10 protein-coding genes and 1 pseudogene are annotated in these 18514 nt (G+C 40.8%); 3 read left to right on the forward strand and 8 right to left on the reverse strand.

The features are described from left to right. Positions 1 to 436 precede the first annotated feature (436 nt). Positions 437 to 1368 (reverse strand): annotated as a pseudogene (locus tag HUK62_RS08890) (LysR substrate-binding domain-containing protein). 204 nt (positions 1369 to 1572) lie between these two features. On the opposite strand from HUK62_RS08890, the gene HUK62_RS08895 reads away from it, so the two are divergent. Beyond that, entirely contained in the window at positions 1573 to 4761 is a 3189-nt protein-coding gene (locus HUK62_RS08895) for an indolepyruvate ferredoxin oxidoreductase family protein (protein ID WP_176537660.1), read from the forward strand. A gap of 130 nt (positions 4762 to 4891) precedes the next feature. On the opposite strand, the gene HUK62_RS08900 is transcribed toward HUK62_RS08895, so the two are convergent. Beyond that, entirely contained in the window at positions 4892 to 5563 is a 672-nt protein-coding gene (locus HUK62_RS08900; RefSeq protein ID WP_176537661.1) for a DUF4145 domain-containing protein, read from the reverse strand. Between the two features lie 277 nt (positions 5564 to 5840). Between HUK62_RS08900 and HUK62_RS08905 the strand changes: the two genes are divergently transcribed. After that, on the forward strand, positions 5841 to 6539 hold the full coding sequence (locus HUK62_RS08905; protein WP_176537662.1) for a DUF1826 domain-containing protein: 699 nt from the start codon (positions 5841 to 5843) through the stop codon (positions 6537 to 6539). Positions 6540 to 6663: 124 nt separating this feature from the next. Here the strand turns inward: HUK62_RS08905 and HUK62_RS08910 are convergent, their stop codons facing one another. The 3 genes from HUK62_RS08910 to HUK62_RS08920 all read right to left on the reverse strand — a co-directional run bounded on the left by HUK62_RS08910 (position 6664) and on the right by HUK62_RS08920 (position 11204). Continuing rightward, positions 6664 to 7722 (reverse strand): asparaginase, encoded by a 1059-nt coding sequence (locus HUK62_RS08910; protein ID WP_125273841.1) that lies wholly within the window; start codon positions 7720 to 7722, stop codon positions 6664 to 6666. 334 nt (positions 7723 to 8056) lie between these two features. Next, complete coding sequence (locus HUK62_RS08915) at positions 8057 to 8764, reverse strand: SDR family oxidoreductase (protein WP_176537663.1); 708 nt, start codon at positions 8762 to 8764, stop codon at positions 8057 to 8059. A gap of 277 nt (positions 8765 to 9041) precedes the next feature. Continuing rightward, positions 9042 to 11204: a TonB-dependent siderophore receptor gene (locus HUK62_RS08920; protein ID WP_176537664.1), complete on the reverse strand. Its 2163-nt coding sequence runs from the start codon at positions 11202 to 11204 to the stop codon at positions 9042 to 9044. Between the two features lie 409 nt (positions 11205 to 11613). Here HUK62_RS08920 and HUK62_RS08925 point away from each other — a divergent pair, with 409 nt between their 5' ends. Beyond that, positions 11614 to 13707, forward strand: coding sequence for a TonB-dependent siderophore receptor (locus HUK62_RS08925; protein WP_176537665.1), 2094 nt, complete (start codon positions 11614 to 11616; stop codon positions 13705 to 13707). A 116-nt stretch (positions 13708 to 13823) separates the two neighbouring features. Here HUK62_RS08925 and HUK62_RS08930 read toward each other — a convergent pair whose 3' ends face one another. From HUK62_RS08930 to HUK62_RS08940, 3 genes are all read right to left on the reverse strand, one after another. Beyond that, entirely contained in the window at positions 13824 to 13937 is a 114-nt protein-coding gene (locus HUK62_RS08930; RefSeq protein WP_010326689.1) for a hypothetical protein, read from the reverse strand. 205 nt (positions 13938 to 14142) lie between these two features. After that, positions 14143 to 17289 carry a CusA/CzcA family heavy metal efflux RND transporter gene (locus tag HUK62_RS08935; RefSeq protein ID WP_176537666.1) on the reverse strand — a complete coding sequence of 1049 codons (3147 nt, stop codon included), beginning with the start codon at positions 17287 to 17289 and terminating at the stop codon, positions 14143 to 14145. Beyond that, positions 17279 to 18514 (reverse strand): efflux RND transporter periplasmic adaptor subunit, encoded by a 1236-nt coding sequence (locus HUK62_RS08940; RefSeq protein WP_176537667.1) that lies wholly within the window; start codon positions 18512 to 18514, stop codon positions 17279 to 17281. Before HUK62_RS08940 ends, HUK62_RS08935 begins: the two co-directional genes overlap by 11 nt.

The raw sequence follows: 18514 nt of genomic DNA on the forward strand, positions 1-18514 counted from the left end.
TTTTATGTTAAATAGCATATCCAAGACTGTAGCCTACGCAACCTCAGTTGGTGCTACAGCTCGACATTGTGAATCTCAGTAAAATTATATTCACAATGCCGAGTACGCTAATGAACATAATATACGTTATGCCGAAATCTACGCGCGCAGCCTATCAATGTGATGATCTAACTTTATAAAAAACTGTTTGAGCTGATCTATTTCTCTATCGTTGTCTAATTCTGAATTTTTCAGTTGTTCTAGCACAGTCTCCAGTAGATCACGCATGTACACATAACCAGCCTTGGTTAAAGTGCTCTTTGATCTGTCATAGCTGACAGTTTTGTAATGTCTCTGTTTATCAATCTTTATTGGCATCTTATCTATGGACTGTGGTTCGCGGTAAATCTACTTTATATTTAATGTTTTCCTTAATGATCTGAATCGTGAATTGGAATTATAAAAAATAGTCTGTATCACTCTGAATTTTAGGCGAAATATGCTGTTCAACCCAGGTTAACCATGCTCTTGTCTTAGCATCAATAAAATGACGCGATGGCAGTAAAGTATAAACACCAATATCAGGTGATCTCCAATCTGCTAAAACACGGCGCAATCGCCCAGTACGTATATCACAGCAAAAGTTGGAAGTAATGCGATACCCATATCTTGTTGCACCATGTCTAATAATAGTTCTGGTGTGTCAGCAATCAACTGCCCTGTAATATCGATTTGATATGAACAACTGTTTTCACGGACTAGATGCCATTGCGGTGTAATAGATGGATTCACCAATCTTAAACATGCGTGTTTTTGTAGATCATCTAATGATTCTGGTTCGCCATATTTTTCTAAATAGGCTGGCGATGCGCAGAGTAATGAAAATATTGTTCCAATTCGGCGAGCAACAAATCTTGAGTCGGCCAAAGATTCAGTGAGATATAAACTGACATCAATTCCTTTGGCTAAAAGGTCTGGTACATTCTGCGAAGTACGGTATTCAACCGTAAGCTCTGGATAGGTTTGACAGAACTCGGCCAGCATCGGAGACACATAATGATGACCAAAACTGGCCATACTCAAAACACGTAACTTGCCCTGCGGTTTGCTTGCCATTCCCATGGCTTGAGCTTCTGCTTCTTCCACCATTGCGAGTACTTGACGACATTGCTCTGCATAAGCTGCACCAATATCGGTCAACGCATGCTGTCTGGTCGATCGTTGTAGTAATTTTGTACCTAAACGTCCTTCTAACTCGCTAATGAGTCGAGACACTTGCGCTGTTGTCAGTTCCATCTGCTCTGCGGCAGCCGTAAAGCTTCCACTATCAATGACTTTTAGAAAAGCATGCATTGCATGCAGTAATCCACCCTCAAGATTTTTGCGCATAACGTAAATATGTTTTTCTAAATTACGCATTGTTGCACCAGTCTGGATCACCCACAATGACATTAATGTACATACATTGAACAGTTTCATTGTCCTAAGTTGAACTGATCAATCTTTTTCCGAGTATGTCATTTACTCCAAATATTCAACGGGATGTTGAGAAAAGAAAGTAGCTCGATCTACAAAATTCAAAAGGAGATATAAATGAATATAGCGACAAAATTTACTCCAAATAAGATTCCAACCAAGGATGTATCACTTGAAGATAAATATCTCAGTGATGACGGTACTGCTTACATGACAGGTATTCAGGCTATGGTGCGTTTACCACTCGCACAAACACGGCGGGATACTTTAAACGGTTATCATACTGCTGGCTTTATTTCTGGTTATCGTGGTTCTCCTGTAGGAAATTATGATAATTTTCTCTGGCAAGTTGAAGGCATACTCAAAGACCATCATGTTGTTTTTCAATCTGGCGTAAATGAAGATCTCGCTGCTACAGCAATTTGGGGTACCCAACAAGCCAATCTCGCAGGTCAAGGTAAATATGATGGTGTAACGTCTTGGTGGTATGGCAAAGGCCCGGGGGTAGATCGTTCTGGAGATGTTCTGCGTCATGCCAATCTTGCAGGAACATCAGAACGAGGTGGTGTGGTTGCCTTCTTTGGTGATGACCACTCTTGTAAATCGTCAAGTATTCCACACCAGTCAGAACACGTGATGATTGGTTGTGGCATTCCAATTTTTTATCCAACTTCAATACAGCAAATTCTTGATTTAGGTGCACATGCGGTTGCCATGTCACGCTTTGCGGGTGTATGGACTTCGATGAAGTTAGTCAGTGAAATCGTCGAAACTTCGGCTTCTGTTCATGTTGATTTAGATCGAGTTACTCCTGTTTTACCCCAAAATATTCAAATGCCTGAAGATGGTGTCAATATTCGTTGGCCTGATCACGGCATTCAACAAGAAGAACGCCTTTATCAATATCGCTTACCCGCTGTGTTGGCTTATGCACGTGAAAATGAACTGAATCAGGTGACATGGCATTGTGCTGATGCCCGTATTGGTATTGCAGCAAGTGGTAAAGGTTATTTAGATACGATTGAAGCCTTACGTATTCTCGGAATTGAAGGTGAAACGGCCCAACAGCTCGGGTTGAGAGTGTATCAAGTTGCTTTAATTTGGCCCTTAGAACCGCAAGGTCTGCGTGAATTTGCCGAAGGTTTAGAAGAACTGATTGTTGTAGAAGAAAAACGTCCGATCCTTGAAGCTCAAATTAAAGATGAACTCTATGCGCTTCCAGATGGCAAACGACCTCGTATCATTGGTAAGGCGAGTGATGGAAAAGGTGAATGGAGTACATCGATTAATGAAGCGCCTTTGATTGGTCACTATGAGTTCCAACCTGAACCGATTGCAAAAATGTTGGCAGCTCGATTCTTAAAATTAAATCTTCCAGAAAGTTTAAAAACACAGATTGAAAATAGAGTTGAGTTGCTACAAAAAGCAGAACATGAATCACGGCGAGTTCTGGATATTGCAGAACGTAAACCTTTCTTTTGTAGCGGCTGCCCTCACAACTCATCAACTAAGTTACCCGAAGGCAGTCGTGCACTGGGCGGGATCGGTTGTCATTATATTGCCGTGTTACAGAATCATGAAACAGAAACGTTCACGCAAATGGGTGGCGAAGGCGTAAGTTGGGCTGGCGCTTCACATTTCACCAATGAAAAGCATATTTTTGCCAATCTTGGCGATGGAACCTATTTCCATTCAGGTTATCTGGCTATCCGCCAAGCGATTGCTGCAAAACTCAATATGACCTACAAAATTCTCTATAACGATGCAGTGGCAATGACGGGTGGACAACATGTCGATGGTCATCTCAGCGTGGCACAGTTAACACGCCAACTTGATGCTGAAGGCATCACAAAACAAGTCATCGTTACTGATGAACCAGAGTTGATTCATGCTGAGGAAGGTATTGCTGCTCACGTCGAGATTTACCATAGAAATGAACTAGATGATGTGCAACGCAAATTACGTGAGATTTCTGGGGTTACGGCGTTAATTTATGTTCAAACCTGTGCCAGTGAAAAACGCCGTCGCCGTAAACGCAATGCTTATCCAGATATTGCAGAGCGAGTTTTTATCAATAGCAAGATTTGTGAAGGTTGCGGCGACTGTTCTAAACAATCGAACTGTTTATCGATTGAACCCGTTGAAACGGTATTAGGAACCAAACGTCAAATTAATCAAAGCAGTTGTAACAAAGACTTTTCTTGTGATGAGCAAATCTCCGCAACTAAAATCCCTGCGGGACAATGTGATGTTTTAATCGGTGCAGATGCGATTGTTGCAGGCAGTAATGCGGCACTTTCTCGTCTAAAATCTGATGCTGTTATCATCGTCAATGAAGATAGTTCCCCTACTTCTGATTTCCTTCAATCTCGTGTTTGGTATGCGCCAATTACAGATTTGATTCACCGACTTCGTGGTCGAACGACTCAAGGAAAACTCACTTCTTTACCTGTAACACGTATTGCCACACAGGTTTTAGGTGATGCAATCTTTGCAAATCAAATCTTACTTGGCATGGCTTGGCAAGCAGGTCAAATTCCGTTGAAACGTGAAAGTCTTGAAAAGGCAATCCATTTAAATGATACGGCTACTGAAAAAAACCTTGAAGCTTTCCGTATCGGTTGTCATCTGATGAGTGATCCTGACTTAGCCAAACGCATTATTGCAACGATACCAACGACGAATAAACCAACCACGCTGGCTGAACTCATTCAAGATCGCTCTGCTCGTTTGGTTGAGTATTGGAATCAAGATTATGCAGCTCAGTATCGAACTCTGATGGAACAAGCTACCAAAGTTTTACCCGAAGAATTAACTGGAACCATTGCGACACAATTATATAGAGTCATGGCGTATAAAGATGAATATGAAGTTGCACGCTTACTCACAGGAAAAAGCTTTAAACAATCGATTGAAACCCAGTTTGGTCAAGGTTTACGTTTAACCTATCACTTAGCACCACCAGCTTTGGGTGCTCATGGCAGCATACGCAAACGTGCTTTCGGATATTGGATGCGTATTCCGATGATGATTCTTGCTCGCCTACAATGGCTTCGAGAAACGTTCCTTGATCCATTTGCTTTACAGCAAGAACGTCAAAAAGAACAGGCTTGGCGTGATCGTTATATCGCATTTGTCAAAGCCATCAGTTCTGAACCTGAAAATTATGACTTATCTGTTGCTGAACAAATCGCTCAATTACCAGCAGATGTACGTGGTTTTGGTCATGTCAAAATGCAAGCAATGGACACAGCGATTCAACGTTGGGATGAGCTTGCATTGAGTCTTGGTAAAGATCATGAATAAAGGAAAGAGCTTTATCTAATTAAGTAGCTGATGCAGGATCAAACTGGGGTTGTATTAATCATGTTCAGCTACTTAATATTTATTTTCTGATTTGAAATTAGAATTCACAATTAGATAGCGGAGGTTCTTTTTATGATGAATACGTTAGTAAGAATCTTTCAATATCTCTAATCATATCTATTACATCTTCTTTTGAAAATTGATCAACATTTCCATGAGCAGCATTATTTCTCACATCTGCTAATGCTGTAATCTTTTTTTGTTGAAGAATATTATAAACATCTGCATTTTTTAATGCAGCATTAAGCACATCCAATTTTTTAGACTTAGTCGAATCAGGTAGATAAATATCTATACCATTGTTTTTACAAAGTTCTTTAATTGACGTTTCTAATACCACACCTGCCGTAACCGCAGCAGCTACCAAATAGCCAGAATCAAAAAAGTGTTTAGCTTGATCTAACTCACTATCAAATACTTCAGATTGAACTAGCTGTTTGATAGTAATTAAAAAACCATTTTTTAAATCGTCTTCAGCAGCTCTTAAAATTGGAATTACACGATTTAATATTGATTTATTGGTATCAGCCATTCCTGCTTTAAGATTTGTTTTAAACTGAGATAAATAATGTGATTCTTCACCACAAGTAATACTTAAAATATTTTTAGATTTCATTTGCCATTCAATAAAATCTGAATTTAGTTCTGCATTATAACCAGATCCACTACTCTCAAATTTTTGATAAATTGAATTACCTTCATTTACTAATGAAGAAAAGCGATCTAGTATTTTTTGGGCCATATTTTTCTCAAGTATTAAGTCATTCTTCTTAAATAGAATATCTAAAGACGGTAGCTAACACAACGCCGTTGTTGCCACAAATCAGCACCGTAAATTTAAAAATTATAATTCACGGTGCCGATTATCCTAATCATCAATTCCTGATGAAATGCTTAATAATTGCTAACTCTCGCTAACTTTAAATTTTAAAAAACCAATCTATGTCATGAATTATTCAGCATTCCTATGATCAAACTAAACGTATAATATTGAACATGCTTTAATACTTACATCTGCTATGAAAAATCCGTTTTCTGACAACGCCCAAATTAGTGTAGTTTCCTCTTTCTCTGAACTTATCAATTCAAATTTTCACGGCGATATGAATGCCCTTTGCTGGCATAGAAATTTGGTTGGAGATTTTAAAGAAATTGTGGCTAAACTAGAGTTAAAAGAAAATATTACAGAAGTTTCCGTTGAAGATCTTTTAGCATTGCAACTTTCAGAACATGGTGATTTTGCACGGGAAATTATTTTAAGCGATATACTGCTTTTAACTGATTTTGGCGCATCCCCTTCGCTTAATTTACTAAAATATTATGAGCGTGATGACGAGCTAGATTTTATTTCAACAGATGTATATTCGTTTCATATTGACCGCTCACCGATTGAAACAGATACTTTCTTATGCACCTACCACGGCGCTGCAAGTGATATCGTGGCCAATGATCAGGTAGAGCAAAAGATTTTGATTCCTGAAATCAGAGAAAAACTCAAAGAACTACATGATGGCCCAGAAACTGAATTTGAAACTTTCCTAGAAGAGTATTTCTTTGATCTGCATTATCAGCCTAAACCGAATGCTAAACCTGTGAATTTAGGCTTAGGACATCTTTGGCGCTTGGCGGTAGATCATCCTACTCAAAAGGTCTTACCTTGTGTGCATAGAGCGCCTACTGAAAAGGATGGTGAGTATAGATTGCTATTGATTTGTTAAATATTTATTCGATTTCGATATAGAGTCGATGGATTTAATCTATTTATAGACGGTAAAAAAGCACCTTAAATTTTTAAGGTGCTTAGCTGAAAAGCATTACTATGCGAGTTCACAGTTATTGAGTTTAGTAATCCCAAAAAATGCGCTGAATTTCCTTGGCATCTTTTGTTTTTGTTAAAGCAAGTGCAGCAAGTAATTTAGCTTTTTGCGGGTTAAGGTCATGTGCGACGACCCAACCATATTTGTCATCTGGTTGTTCTGCATTTCTAAGAACAAAACCTTGGGGTACGCGAGATGAACGAATAATTTGCACACCTTGTTTTTGTAAGTCAGTTAAAGTTGGGACAATATAATTGGCTACAGAACCATTGCCTGTACCTGCATGAATAATAGCTTTTGCCCCTGCTTTAGCATAAGCCGTGTATGCATCCGGCAACATATTGCCTGAACCATAAACAATTTGTACCAGCGGTAAGCTATCGCCTTTAATATTTTCAATATTAAATTCTGAGCTCTTATTATGACGTTTCGCTGTATTTCTAAACCAATATGGTTTTCCTTCGACTAAGGTTCCGAGCGCTCCCCATTGGCTCATAAATGCATTGGTATGGATATTAATTGTTTTTGAAACATCTCGTGCTGCAAAAATGTCGTCATTCATGAGCACAAAAGTTCCTTTACCTTTTGCACTATCATCGGCAGCAAGTGCAACCGCACTATAAAGGTTCAACGTGCCATCAGCAGAAAGTGCAGTACTTGGACGCATTGACCCGACCAATACAATCGGCTTGTCTGAATGAATCACTAAATTTAAAAAGAAAGCTGTTTCTTCTAGTGTGTCTGTTCCATGTGTAATCACGACACCATTAACATCAGGCTTTTTAAGTAAGTCATTGACTTGACGTGCAAGGGATAATAATTCTTTATCCGTAATACTTTCTGATGCAACTTGCATTGCCTGCACACCAGTCACATTGGCAAGGTTTTGAATCTGGGGAACCGCATTTAATAATGCATCTACAGGAACTTTTGCCGCAGTATAGGTTGCACTATTGGTAGAACTTGCTCCAGCACCTGCAATCGTTCCACCAGTAGCGACAACAACAACATTATTTTTGGCAAATGCTGCACATGGGAGTAATAGGCTTAAACTTAATGTCAAAGCTGAAATCGTTTTTTTCATAGGTCATCCTTTTTGAGTCATTTTATTCTTAGCATTTTTCATACCATAGTAAAATTACTGGAAAAAGATAGGATTGTATAGATGTAGAAATTGTGTTTTATGTCGATCACATTTCTTAAATACGATTAATCATGGTTCATCTCTTGTAGTTTTGAGATGAGTCCTATTTACCCAATACAGAACAGTTGCAAGAAAATATTCAAAATACGGTACGACTATTTTTAAATGGTTATCGCACTTTTTAGCAAGTTGTTATTTTATTTAGGATGAAAGCAATATGCAGTCCCTCCAAGAATGAAAAACTGCACCGTATTATTTAGGCGGTGGCTATTTATTACCACGTTATTTCATGACCTTGAAAGTCGACAAACTGTTGTTCATTTTTACCAATAAAATCTTCAACCACACGTACAATGCCCGTTGTGCTTTCTTTTACGTTGATGGGTGCATGGCTTCCGCCCATTTCAGTTTGCACCCAGCCTGGATGTAAGTTCAGCACGCCTATTTGGGCAGGAATTGCCTCATTTATCGCAAAGCCACGTGTAATACTATTGAGAGCAGCCTTGCTTGCGCGATACAGCTCCATACTTCCATCATCGTTTAAAGCAACGCTTCCCATGCGAGAACTCATAAATGCAATGACACTCTTTTCTTTCATCAAAGGAAGAAGTTTTCTCGCAATCGTCACGGGTGCAATGCTATTTACCCAAAACAGATTGGCAATCTCATTGGGCGTGCACTGCTCAACGCGTTGGTGTTCTGGCCCAAGAATACCCGCAGAAACCAACAGTAGATCGATTGATTTTTCATGATATTTACTGAGTAAACGGTCTGCCGTTTGCACATCATTTAAATCTAATTCGGTTAATTCAAGTCGGTCGGGATACTCAGAAAGCAGTTGATTCAATCCTGTAGAGACTTGGTCTATGTCTCGGATGGTCGCAATAACATGCCAGTGCTGATTAAGCAGCTCACGAACCAGACCTAGGCCAATCCCTCTAGAAGCTCCAACCACGATTGCCCGTTTCTTCTTATCAAACATAAAATGTTCCTCTATCACGATAATTCAAGGTGTTAAAAACGCTTGAGCTCAAACCTTCACAGTTTGCTTTGGGATATTGATTCACAAGCTTAAGAATTCGCTTTGATCATAGTGCAGTAAGAATTTTTTATACAAACCTATTTCTGTAGACTTGTTCAACCTTCATCATTCATTCAATGAATAAGCCCACAACTAACACATGAGTCTTACCAGCAATAGGTTTTCCTACGACCCAAAATTGGAGAATTTAGAAAACCTAAAACCTAGCGATTTCTGTCTAGAAGTTCACAGTCCATGAAAATTGTGCTGTACGTGGTGTACCCAGAAATAAATAGTCATCCCCGAAAAAGCTTCCTGCATCTCGCCAGTATTTTTTATTGAACAGGTTGTCCACATTCAGGCGAAGCATATTGTCATAACCATAAGCACGGAAGTTATAAGCTGCACCCGCATCGAATACGGTATAGCCTGAAACTTTAACCGTACCCGTTTTGTTGGCGTATTTACTGCTGCTGTATTGCATACCTGCGAGTAAACGTAACCCTTCTACTTGAGGCATTTGATAAGACACATGACTGGCAAAACGAACTGTCGGTACGTTTTGAGTTTGATGCCCTTTATAAGCATCGACCTGTATATCTTCCAAACGTGAACGGGTCAGTGCCAAAGTCGATGTCATATCTAGATTTTCAGCAACGCGACCTTGCAAGCCCAATTCCAAACCTAGATTATGCTGTTCACCATCGGTGACATAGTAATTGTCTAAGTTGGTATATTGGTGGTCTTGTGTTAAGTCAAACAATGCGGCAGTAAACAGTAGCTCTTGCCATTGCTGTTTAAGACCTAACTCATATTGAGTTGAGCGTCTTGGTGCTAAAGTTTCAAAGGCATTTCCTACGATGCCTTTATCCGGATTACCATAGGCAGACCATGGCGCTTGACTGCCGTCGCTGATTCCTTTGGCATAAGAAGCATACAGATGAGTGTTCTGCCAAGGCTGATACATCAACGCAAGCTGTGGCAAGAAGCGATTGAAGTCGGTATCACGAATACTGTTGCCATCTGCAGCATAGGCACTTTCATTTAAATGTAAAAGCTTACCGCCTAGCAAAACTGACCAAGTATCATTAAATTCGATTTGATCCAACACATTGAGAGCTGTTTGTTGACTATCCAATGATTTGTAATGATTACCTAAATCTCTGTCATTCGGTGTGTGAGTAATAGGATCATTATAAATATTTCCAGCGCCAACATTCACCATACTATAAGTAGATTCATACTGAGTATGACGTTTGTAAGCATGTGATAACTCTAAACTCAGGCTATGTTGCCATGCTCCAGTGTTGAATGCTCCGTTTAAGCCCGTTTTAAATTGATTGGTCAGATAGCTATCATCTGGGCTGCGGAAATCATAAATGTCATAGTTACCATCAGTATCAAAGGTATAGGCAAAAGCTGAGTAATCATCTACGACCACACGGCTTTGTGAAGCCGACAGATTGCTACTCCAGTTATCATTGATTTGATAACTATATTTAAGACTCGTATTTAGATTTTCATTAGTGACAGGTTTACTCCAGCTTTGATAGCCTAGCAAACGATCCCATTCCACTCCTGTCGGTATAGTTTCACCGCCCAATAGCTGATAGCCCGGTACCGAACGCTGTTTTTGACGCTGTGATTCAAGATCAAATTCAAGTTTTGAACGATCTGAAATTTTCCAGTCTAAAGCCAAGGAACCAAACAAACGTATACCGTCAGCATGTTCAACATAGGGATGAATGTCTTCATACGCTGCATTCACACGATAACCAAACTGTTGATTGTCTCCAAGCAATCCACCAAAGTCTGTTGCCACACGACTACCGCCATGACTATCTGCTTCAAGAGTTAAAGATTGGACATCTTTGGGGCGTTTACTTACATAATTCACGACTCCACCTGGGGTCGACATCCCACTTTGAATCGCGCTCATGCCTTTGAGTATTTCGACTTGCTCTTTATTTTCAAGCGCTACATTTTGCTCACCACGAAGCAAATTACCGTTCAGTAAATAACTTGATCCCGCATTTAAGCTAAATCCACGCATCACAAAGTTGGCATAGTAACCAATGGGTGCATAGCCATCCCCAACGGACGCATCGTTCTTTACCACATCGCCCAGTGTTTTCGCATGTTGATCTGCGATCAGTTCAGCAGTAACGGTGTTAATAGATGCAGGAATTACTGCAAGGTTTTGCTGGGCAAAGCCAGACAAATTAACTTTGGGTTGATAATACGCAGCTGATTCAGCTTGAGCAGTCGCTGTGATGGTTGCGAGTTGTGCCACATCACTGTCTTCTGCCGCATGTACCCATACCGAGTTCAGCCCTAGACATGAAAATGAACCAACCGCCAGTAATGCTTTTTGTAAACGAGAAAATGGATACGTTTTCACAGTAGTTGCTAACCCCCAAAAAATAATATTACAGCCCAAGTTTTTCGGCTTGAGTATTCACAATTTTCTTAGAATGAACAAGCACATTATTCAACATATCTCAGCTTTTTTTAAATTATTGGGAGATAGCTTTGAGTGTGTAGGTTTAGAAATTGAGTTTATAGTTTAACCGCTTGCTTTTAAATTATAACTTTGATCTGCGTTCCATATCTTCATTCGTATTTGATACAGCATATGGTATTGGGACTTTAGCTGACTTGAAGCAGTGTATTGTAGATTGGAACCTAAAAGCTTAGGTTGATTTATTTCATTTTTTTAAGCCATTTTTTCAACTTTAGAGTGATTTTTTAACTACAAACTCATTAAAATGTTATAACATAACAATACAAAATCTAAACTACTCTCCTTCATGATGAATAAATTCTCTCTTTTTTCCTCAAGCATATATTTAAGTCTGCTGAGTTCTTTCACTTGGGCCGAAACTTCAACAGAAGTACTCCAGACCATCCAATTGCAAGCCGAAACTGAGGATGAAAGCCTTCAACAAAGCACCGCAATGACTAAGTTTTCACATGACATTTTAGACGTGCCATTTAGTCGAAGTGTGTTGTCTAAAGCGTTAATTCAGCAACAAGATGTGCAACGTATTGACGATGCACTCACGCAAGTGAGCGGGGTCTATAATCAAACCAATTATGGTGGCGGCTTTTGGGATAACTATTCATTTAGAGGCTTTAGTACAGACCCCAATATTGGGACACAAATCATAAGAAATGGCCTGAGTGTTAATCGTGGACTCAGTGCTCCGCGAGATATGGTGAATATTGAATCTCTCGACTTTTTAAAAGGCCCAATGGCTGCGCTCTATGGCCGCGGGGAAGTTGGCGGTCTACTGAATATCAACACTAAAAAGCCTGAATGGAAAAGTTCTTCAGAAGTGAATTTACGTGCCAATAGTTTAGAAAAATACCGTGCTAGTTTTGAACATACTGCCCCAATCAGTGATGCTGTGGCTTATCGTATTGCGGTCGCACATGAAGATAACCAAAGTTTTCGTGATCATGTGCAGAGTGAGCGTTGGTTTTTCTCCCCTCAACTCACATGGAAAATTTCAGATTCAACCCAGTTAGATTTTGACAGTGAATTTACTCGACAAGATGGAACCTTCGACCGTGGTGTAAGTAGTTATCAAAAACAATTTGTGATGGATCCTAAAACATTTACAGGCGAACCTGATGATGGTGATCATATTCAAAAAGATCATTTCTATCAGCTTCGACTTGCACATCAGTTTAATGATGACTGGAAAATGAATAATGCTCTTAGTGTGAAAGATACTCAGCTCAAAGGCTTTTCCAGTGAACCTCGTCGTATTCAAAGTGATGGGCAGACATTAGAGCGCCAGCGTCGCTACCGTGACAATAAAAGTGATGACTTTCTCTTTCAAACAGAAGTTCTTGGGACGATCCAACAAGACTGGGCCCGTCATGAAGTACTTTTGAGCACAGAACTTGGGCAGATGAAGTATCATCAATTACAACTGCGTCGAAACCACAGTAGTAGCGTGCCAAATAGCATTGATATCTATGATCCTATTTATGGACAATACTTACCCGAGCTTCCACTTTTCATTAACACCGAAGAACAGCAACGCTATTTTGCACTGAATCTACAAGATCAAATTTTCCTCAATGATCAATGGAGTGTGCTGTTTGGTGCGCGCTTTGATCACGTCACCCAAGACTTTCAAAATAAACTTGCAGGTACATCCAGTAAAAAGGATTTACAACAAACCAGTCCACGCTTGGGTTTAAACTATCGACTGAATGATCGTTGGTCATGGTATGCCAACTATGGAGAATCCTTTGCGCTCAACAGTGGCATGGACCGAAATGGCGATATGTTTAACCCTGAAAAAGGAAAAAGCTATGAGATTGGTGGGAAATATCGGATTACCCCACAGAGTTTGTTGAGCTTAGCCCTCTTTAAAATGGATAAAGAGAATGTCTTAACCACAGATCCAGCAGATAGTAACTATCAAATTACCGCTGGAGAAGTCTCAAGTAAGGGGCTAGAGCTCGATCTAGAGACACAGCTCAATGATCAATTCTCTATACGTGCCAATTATAGCTACACAGACGCCCAAGTTGAAAAAGACCAAATTCTTGCTAAAGGTTCACGACTCAGCAATGTGCCGAAGCACAGCGGCTCTATCAGTAGCAACTATGAATGGACCCTTGCCAATGCAGACAAAGTTGGACTCGGTGCAACGGCAATCTATGTGGGCAAACGTAGTGGACACAGTACAGATAATGGCTTCAACTTACCTGAGTACACGTTGTTGAATCTAAATGCTTATTATGCGCCAACAGATCAGCTACGTTATCAGTTCAATGTGCACAATCTCTTAGACGAAACGTACTATGTTGCAAGCTATAGCGATATGTGGATTCAACCTGGCGACCCTTTAAATGCATCTATCTCGGTGCAATGGAAGTTTTAAGGTTCTAAACACCAGACTTGTCTCGCTATGAGTTGAGTCTGGTAGTCAGAAAAGTAAGATTCAGATCACTTTTTGAAGTATTAGCTGCCTTAGTTTTCTTTAGCGTTACTACGTACTTACTTCAAAAAATATTCCCAAATGATAAATCCAAGAAAAAATCCAAGAAACGAATATAAAGTAATGATAAAGAATACAAACCAAGCTCTATTTTTTTTCAGTAAAAAGTTCATTTTCAATACCTCAACGCTCTATCTATATTCATTATTCTAAGGTTTCCTATACGAAAGGACAGATACAGTTCTTTGCGAATAAAATATAACAGACTATAACAGATTTGCCATTTTTAACTCTCCAAAGCGATCAGACTGATATCAAGTATTATAAAAAAGTATGAGGAGACTATTTTGCCTCCCCATGCTTCAACTGATTAAGGGATTAAACTTTCGTTTCTTTTTTTGCATTCATCCAACGATACAACACTGGCAATAGCACCAAGGTCAATAACGTCGAAGAAATAATTCCACCAATCACCACGGTCGCCAGTGGACGTTGAACCTCTGCTCCTGTGCCTGTGGCAAGCGCCATCGGCACAAAACCTAAGGACGCCACACAAGCGGTCATTAAAACAGGCCTTAATCGCAAAATCGCTCCCTGCCAAACGGCTTCATGTAAGCGGTATTGCCCTCTTAACTCTTTAATGAAGGTCAGCATGACCAAACCATTTAAAACGGCAACGCCAGACAAGGCAATGAAACCAATGCCCGCCGACATTGACAAAGGAATGTCTCTTAACCACAAGAAAAGCACACCACCAGTTAGGGCAAATGGAACACCCGTGAACACCAGCAAGCTTTCTTTGATGTTATGGAAAACAGCCATCAGCAAAATAAAGATCGTCAATAATGCCAGTGGAATCACAATCTGCATTCGAGCCTGTGCCGAGGCCAGATTTTCAAACTGACCACCATATTCAATCCAGTAACCACTTGGTAACGGATACTGCTTAAGCTGATTTTGTACTTCTGTGACAAAAGAACCCAAATCGCGCCCTTCCACATTCGCCGTGACAATCATACGACGTTTGCCATTTTCACGACTGACTTGGTTGATGCCATCCATCATTTTTACAGTGGCAATATCTGTGAGTAAAATACTGCCACCATTTGGAAGATGTATTGGCAGTTGCGCGATCCCACTGACACTACGGTCTTGTTCACTAAGTCGAATGACAAAGTCAAAACGGCGATCACCCTGTAAAATTTCACCAACATTTTGTCCGCCAATGCTTGCTGCCACATAGTCTTGTACGGTTTTGACACTTAGGCCATATTGCGCTGCCAAGCTTTTATCAATTTCCACATTGAGCAAAGGTAAACCCGACGTTTGTTCAACTTTAACGGCGGTACTGCCTGAAACTTGCTGAATCAATTTACTGATTTTTTCAGCTTCCGCATTTAATACTTGCATGTCATCGCCAAAGATTTTGACACCGATATCACTACGCACACCCGATATTAACTCATTGAAACGCAGTTCAATTGGCTGAGAAAACTCACTGTTGTTACCGGGCAATGTTGCTAAATAGGCCTGCATACGGCTACGCAGTTCATCGAGTGTTTCTTTTGGATTTGGCCATGCATCACGGGGTTTCAGCATGACGTAACCATCTGAAATATTCGGTGGCATCACATCGGTCGCCACTTCAGCCGTGCCTGTCCGCGCAAAAATAGCGTGTATTTCAGGGAATTTTTTCAAAAGTAGCTTTTCTGTATTTTCCTGAATACGAAGTGATTCTTCTAAGCCTGTGCTTGGAGAGCGCAGTTGCTGTACAGCAAAGTCCCCTTCACTCAGTTGCGGTGCAAACTCACTGCCGATACGCGTTGCAAGTAATCCTGTCAACATCAACAAGCACAGTGCAAAGGTTAAAACCACCGCTTTATACTGATAGGCACAGTCCAATACCCGTTGATAATGCTCTTTTAACCACAACATCCAACGGCTTTCGGTTTCTTTGATGTCACCTTTAACAAAAAGTGCGACAGCCGCAGGCACAAAGCTGATCGACAAAATAATGGCTGCAACGAGTGCAAGTACAACAGTCAAAGCCATTGGGTGGAACATTTTTGCTTCTACACCAGTCAGTGCAAAAATCGGTAAGTACACCACTAAAATAATCAGTTGACCAAAAATGAGCGGGCGACGGGCTTGGCGTGCTGCCAAAAACACTTCTTTAAAGCGTTCCGACTGGGTCAATGGTCGTTTGAGTAATTGCTGCGCATGGGCTAAACGGCGAATACAGTTTTCAACAATCACCACTGCGCCATCGACAATAATACCGAAATCCAATGCCCCTAAACTCATTAGGTTGGCACTGATGTTCTGCTGTGCCATACCCGTTAAAGTAAATAGCATAGACAGTGGAATAACACAGGCTGTAATTAACGCCGCACGAATATTACCTAAGAATAAAAAGAGGATCACAATCACCAAGATTGCGCCTTCAACCAAGTTCTTCTGCACCGTTTTAATGGCTTTTTCCACCAAAGTGGTTCGGTCATAAACCGTTTCTATTCTAACGCCTTGCGGTAAACTACTTTGCACCTCTTGAATTTTGGCATCTACAGCTTTAGACACCGTTCGACTGTTTTCCCCCATCATCATCATAGCGATGCCGAGTACAGTTTCTTCGCCGTTATAGGTGGCGCCTCCTGTTCGGAGGTCATGGTCAATTGAAACTTGCGCAATATCCGCGACACGAATGGGGTTCCCATTTGGGCTGGCAACCGTTGTATTTTGAATATCTGCAAGACTGTTGAGTGTCCCCGGAACACGGACTGTGAGCTGCTGACCATTTTCCTCAATATAACCAGCGCCACGGTTTTCATTATTTTCCTGTAAAGCAGTTTGTAGTTGGCTTAAGGAAATATTCAACTGCTGCATACGGTTTAAGTTGGGAGCAACCACATAGGTTTTATTAAACCCGCCAATACTGTTGACCTCGGCAACCCCCGCAACACGTTGAAGTTGTGGACGAACGATCCAATCTTGGATCTCCCGCAAGTCCATCGCGCTATAAGGCGTACCATCGGCCTTTTTTGCACTCGGTTCGGCTTTAATGACCCACTGATAAATTTCACCTAAACCCGTCGAAACTGGTGACATGGTTGGGGAAACATCGCTAGGTAAGTCCGCTTTGACCTCTTGTACCCGTTGATTAATCTGCTGACGTGCCCAATAGATGTCTGTACCATCCTCAAATACAATGGTGACTTGGGACAAACCATAACGTGAAATCGAGCGAGTCAACTGTAAATCGGGAATACCCGCCATAGCCGTTTCAATTGGATAGGTAATCCGCTGCTCAACCTCCAGTGCGGTAAAGCCATTGGCTTGGGTATTAATTTGTACTTGCGTATTGGTAATATCGGGCACTGCATCGATAGGCAGTTTTTGATAGCTATAAACTCCGACCGCAATCCATGTACAGACAAAGAGCATGACCCAAATTGCATTTTGAATAGAGAACTGAATAATTCGTTCAAACAAACCCTCAGGCTTGGGTAAATCATGATTAGTGTGCATGATCAGCCTCACCTTTTTCTAGTTCAGACTTAAGCACAAAGCTGCCTTGACTGACATAGCGTTGTCCTGCTGTTAGGCCTGAAATCACTTCCACCCATTGAGCGTCATTTGAAGCTTGTCCAAGTTGAATGGGTTGCGCTTTCAAATGCACTTGCCCTTTTTCCTCAGCGTCGACCACAAATACCGAAGTTTGACCTTCAATGTTTTGAATGGCACTTTTATGGACGCGAAGTGCTGTTTTTGAACTGGTATTGTCTAAAAAGATATTCACTAAAACATTTGGACGTAGTTCAGCCGCTTGGCTTTTTAATTTAGCACGTACCACCAAGCGTCCTGTTTGTGCATCGGCTTGAGAAGTTAAGCTTTGAATGACGGCTTCATATTTTTGCTCAGAAGCATTCGGCTTAAATGTCAGACTCTGATTGGCTTGTAACTGACCTGAGTACTGAGCAGGCAGATTAAACTCAAGCCATAACTCTTTAAATTGTTCAATCACAAAAAGTTGATCGGCCAATTGTACGTTTTCACCCACTACAATATCTTTTTGGCTAATCACACCTGCAATGGGCGCTTTAATGGCAAAACGACCATTTACTCCACCTGTTGCCCCTAGGGCGTTTAAGCGGCTTTGCACGGACTGCACAGTAATCTGTGCTTGTCGGTAAGCATTTTCTGCTCGTTGGTAATCTTGCTTGGCAGAAATGCCCTGTGACCATAACTGCTGTTCACGTTGATAATCTTGACGTGCCAAATCCAAACTGGCTTGTGCCATCCGCAAATTGGCCTGTTGATCGATCAGTTCAGGGACAGACAATACCGCTAAGGTTTGTCCTTTTTGTACGTTTTGACCAAGCTCAACATTCACCTGTTCCACATGCCCACCAAAGTTTGGCGAAATATGAGCTTGCTGATCGGTATTAACCACAAGCTTTCCGGGTAGAACGGTGACTTGAGACACCACACCTTGTTGAGCTGAAGCGATTTGAATGCCTTGCTCTGTCAGTTGCTGCGCTGTCAGTTGAATTTCACCTTCCTCGGCATGTCCTTTTTCAGCCTCGGGCTCATCCGCATGTTCAGATTCTTCATGTTCGGCATGCGCATGTTCATCAGTGGTTTTATCTTTCGAGCTAAACCAAATTACTATAGCAATAAGGAGTGTTACTAGAAGCAAAAGCCCAATCATCAATGGCTGTGATATTTTTCCAAATTGGTTTTTTAGTTGCAT

Origin of the sequence: Acinetobacter sp. NEB 394 (assembly GCF_013374795.1) — a bacterium.
In the GTDB taxonomy this organism is placed as follows: domain Bacteria; phylum Pseudomonadota; class Gammaproteobacteria; order Pseudomonadales; family Moraxellaceae; genus Acinetobacter; species Acinetobacter johnsonii.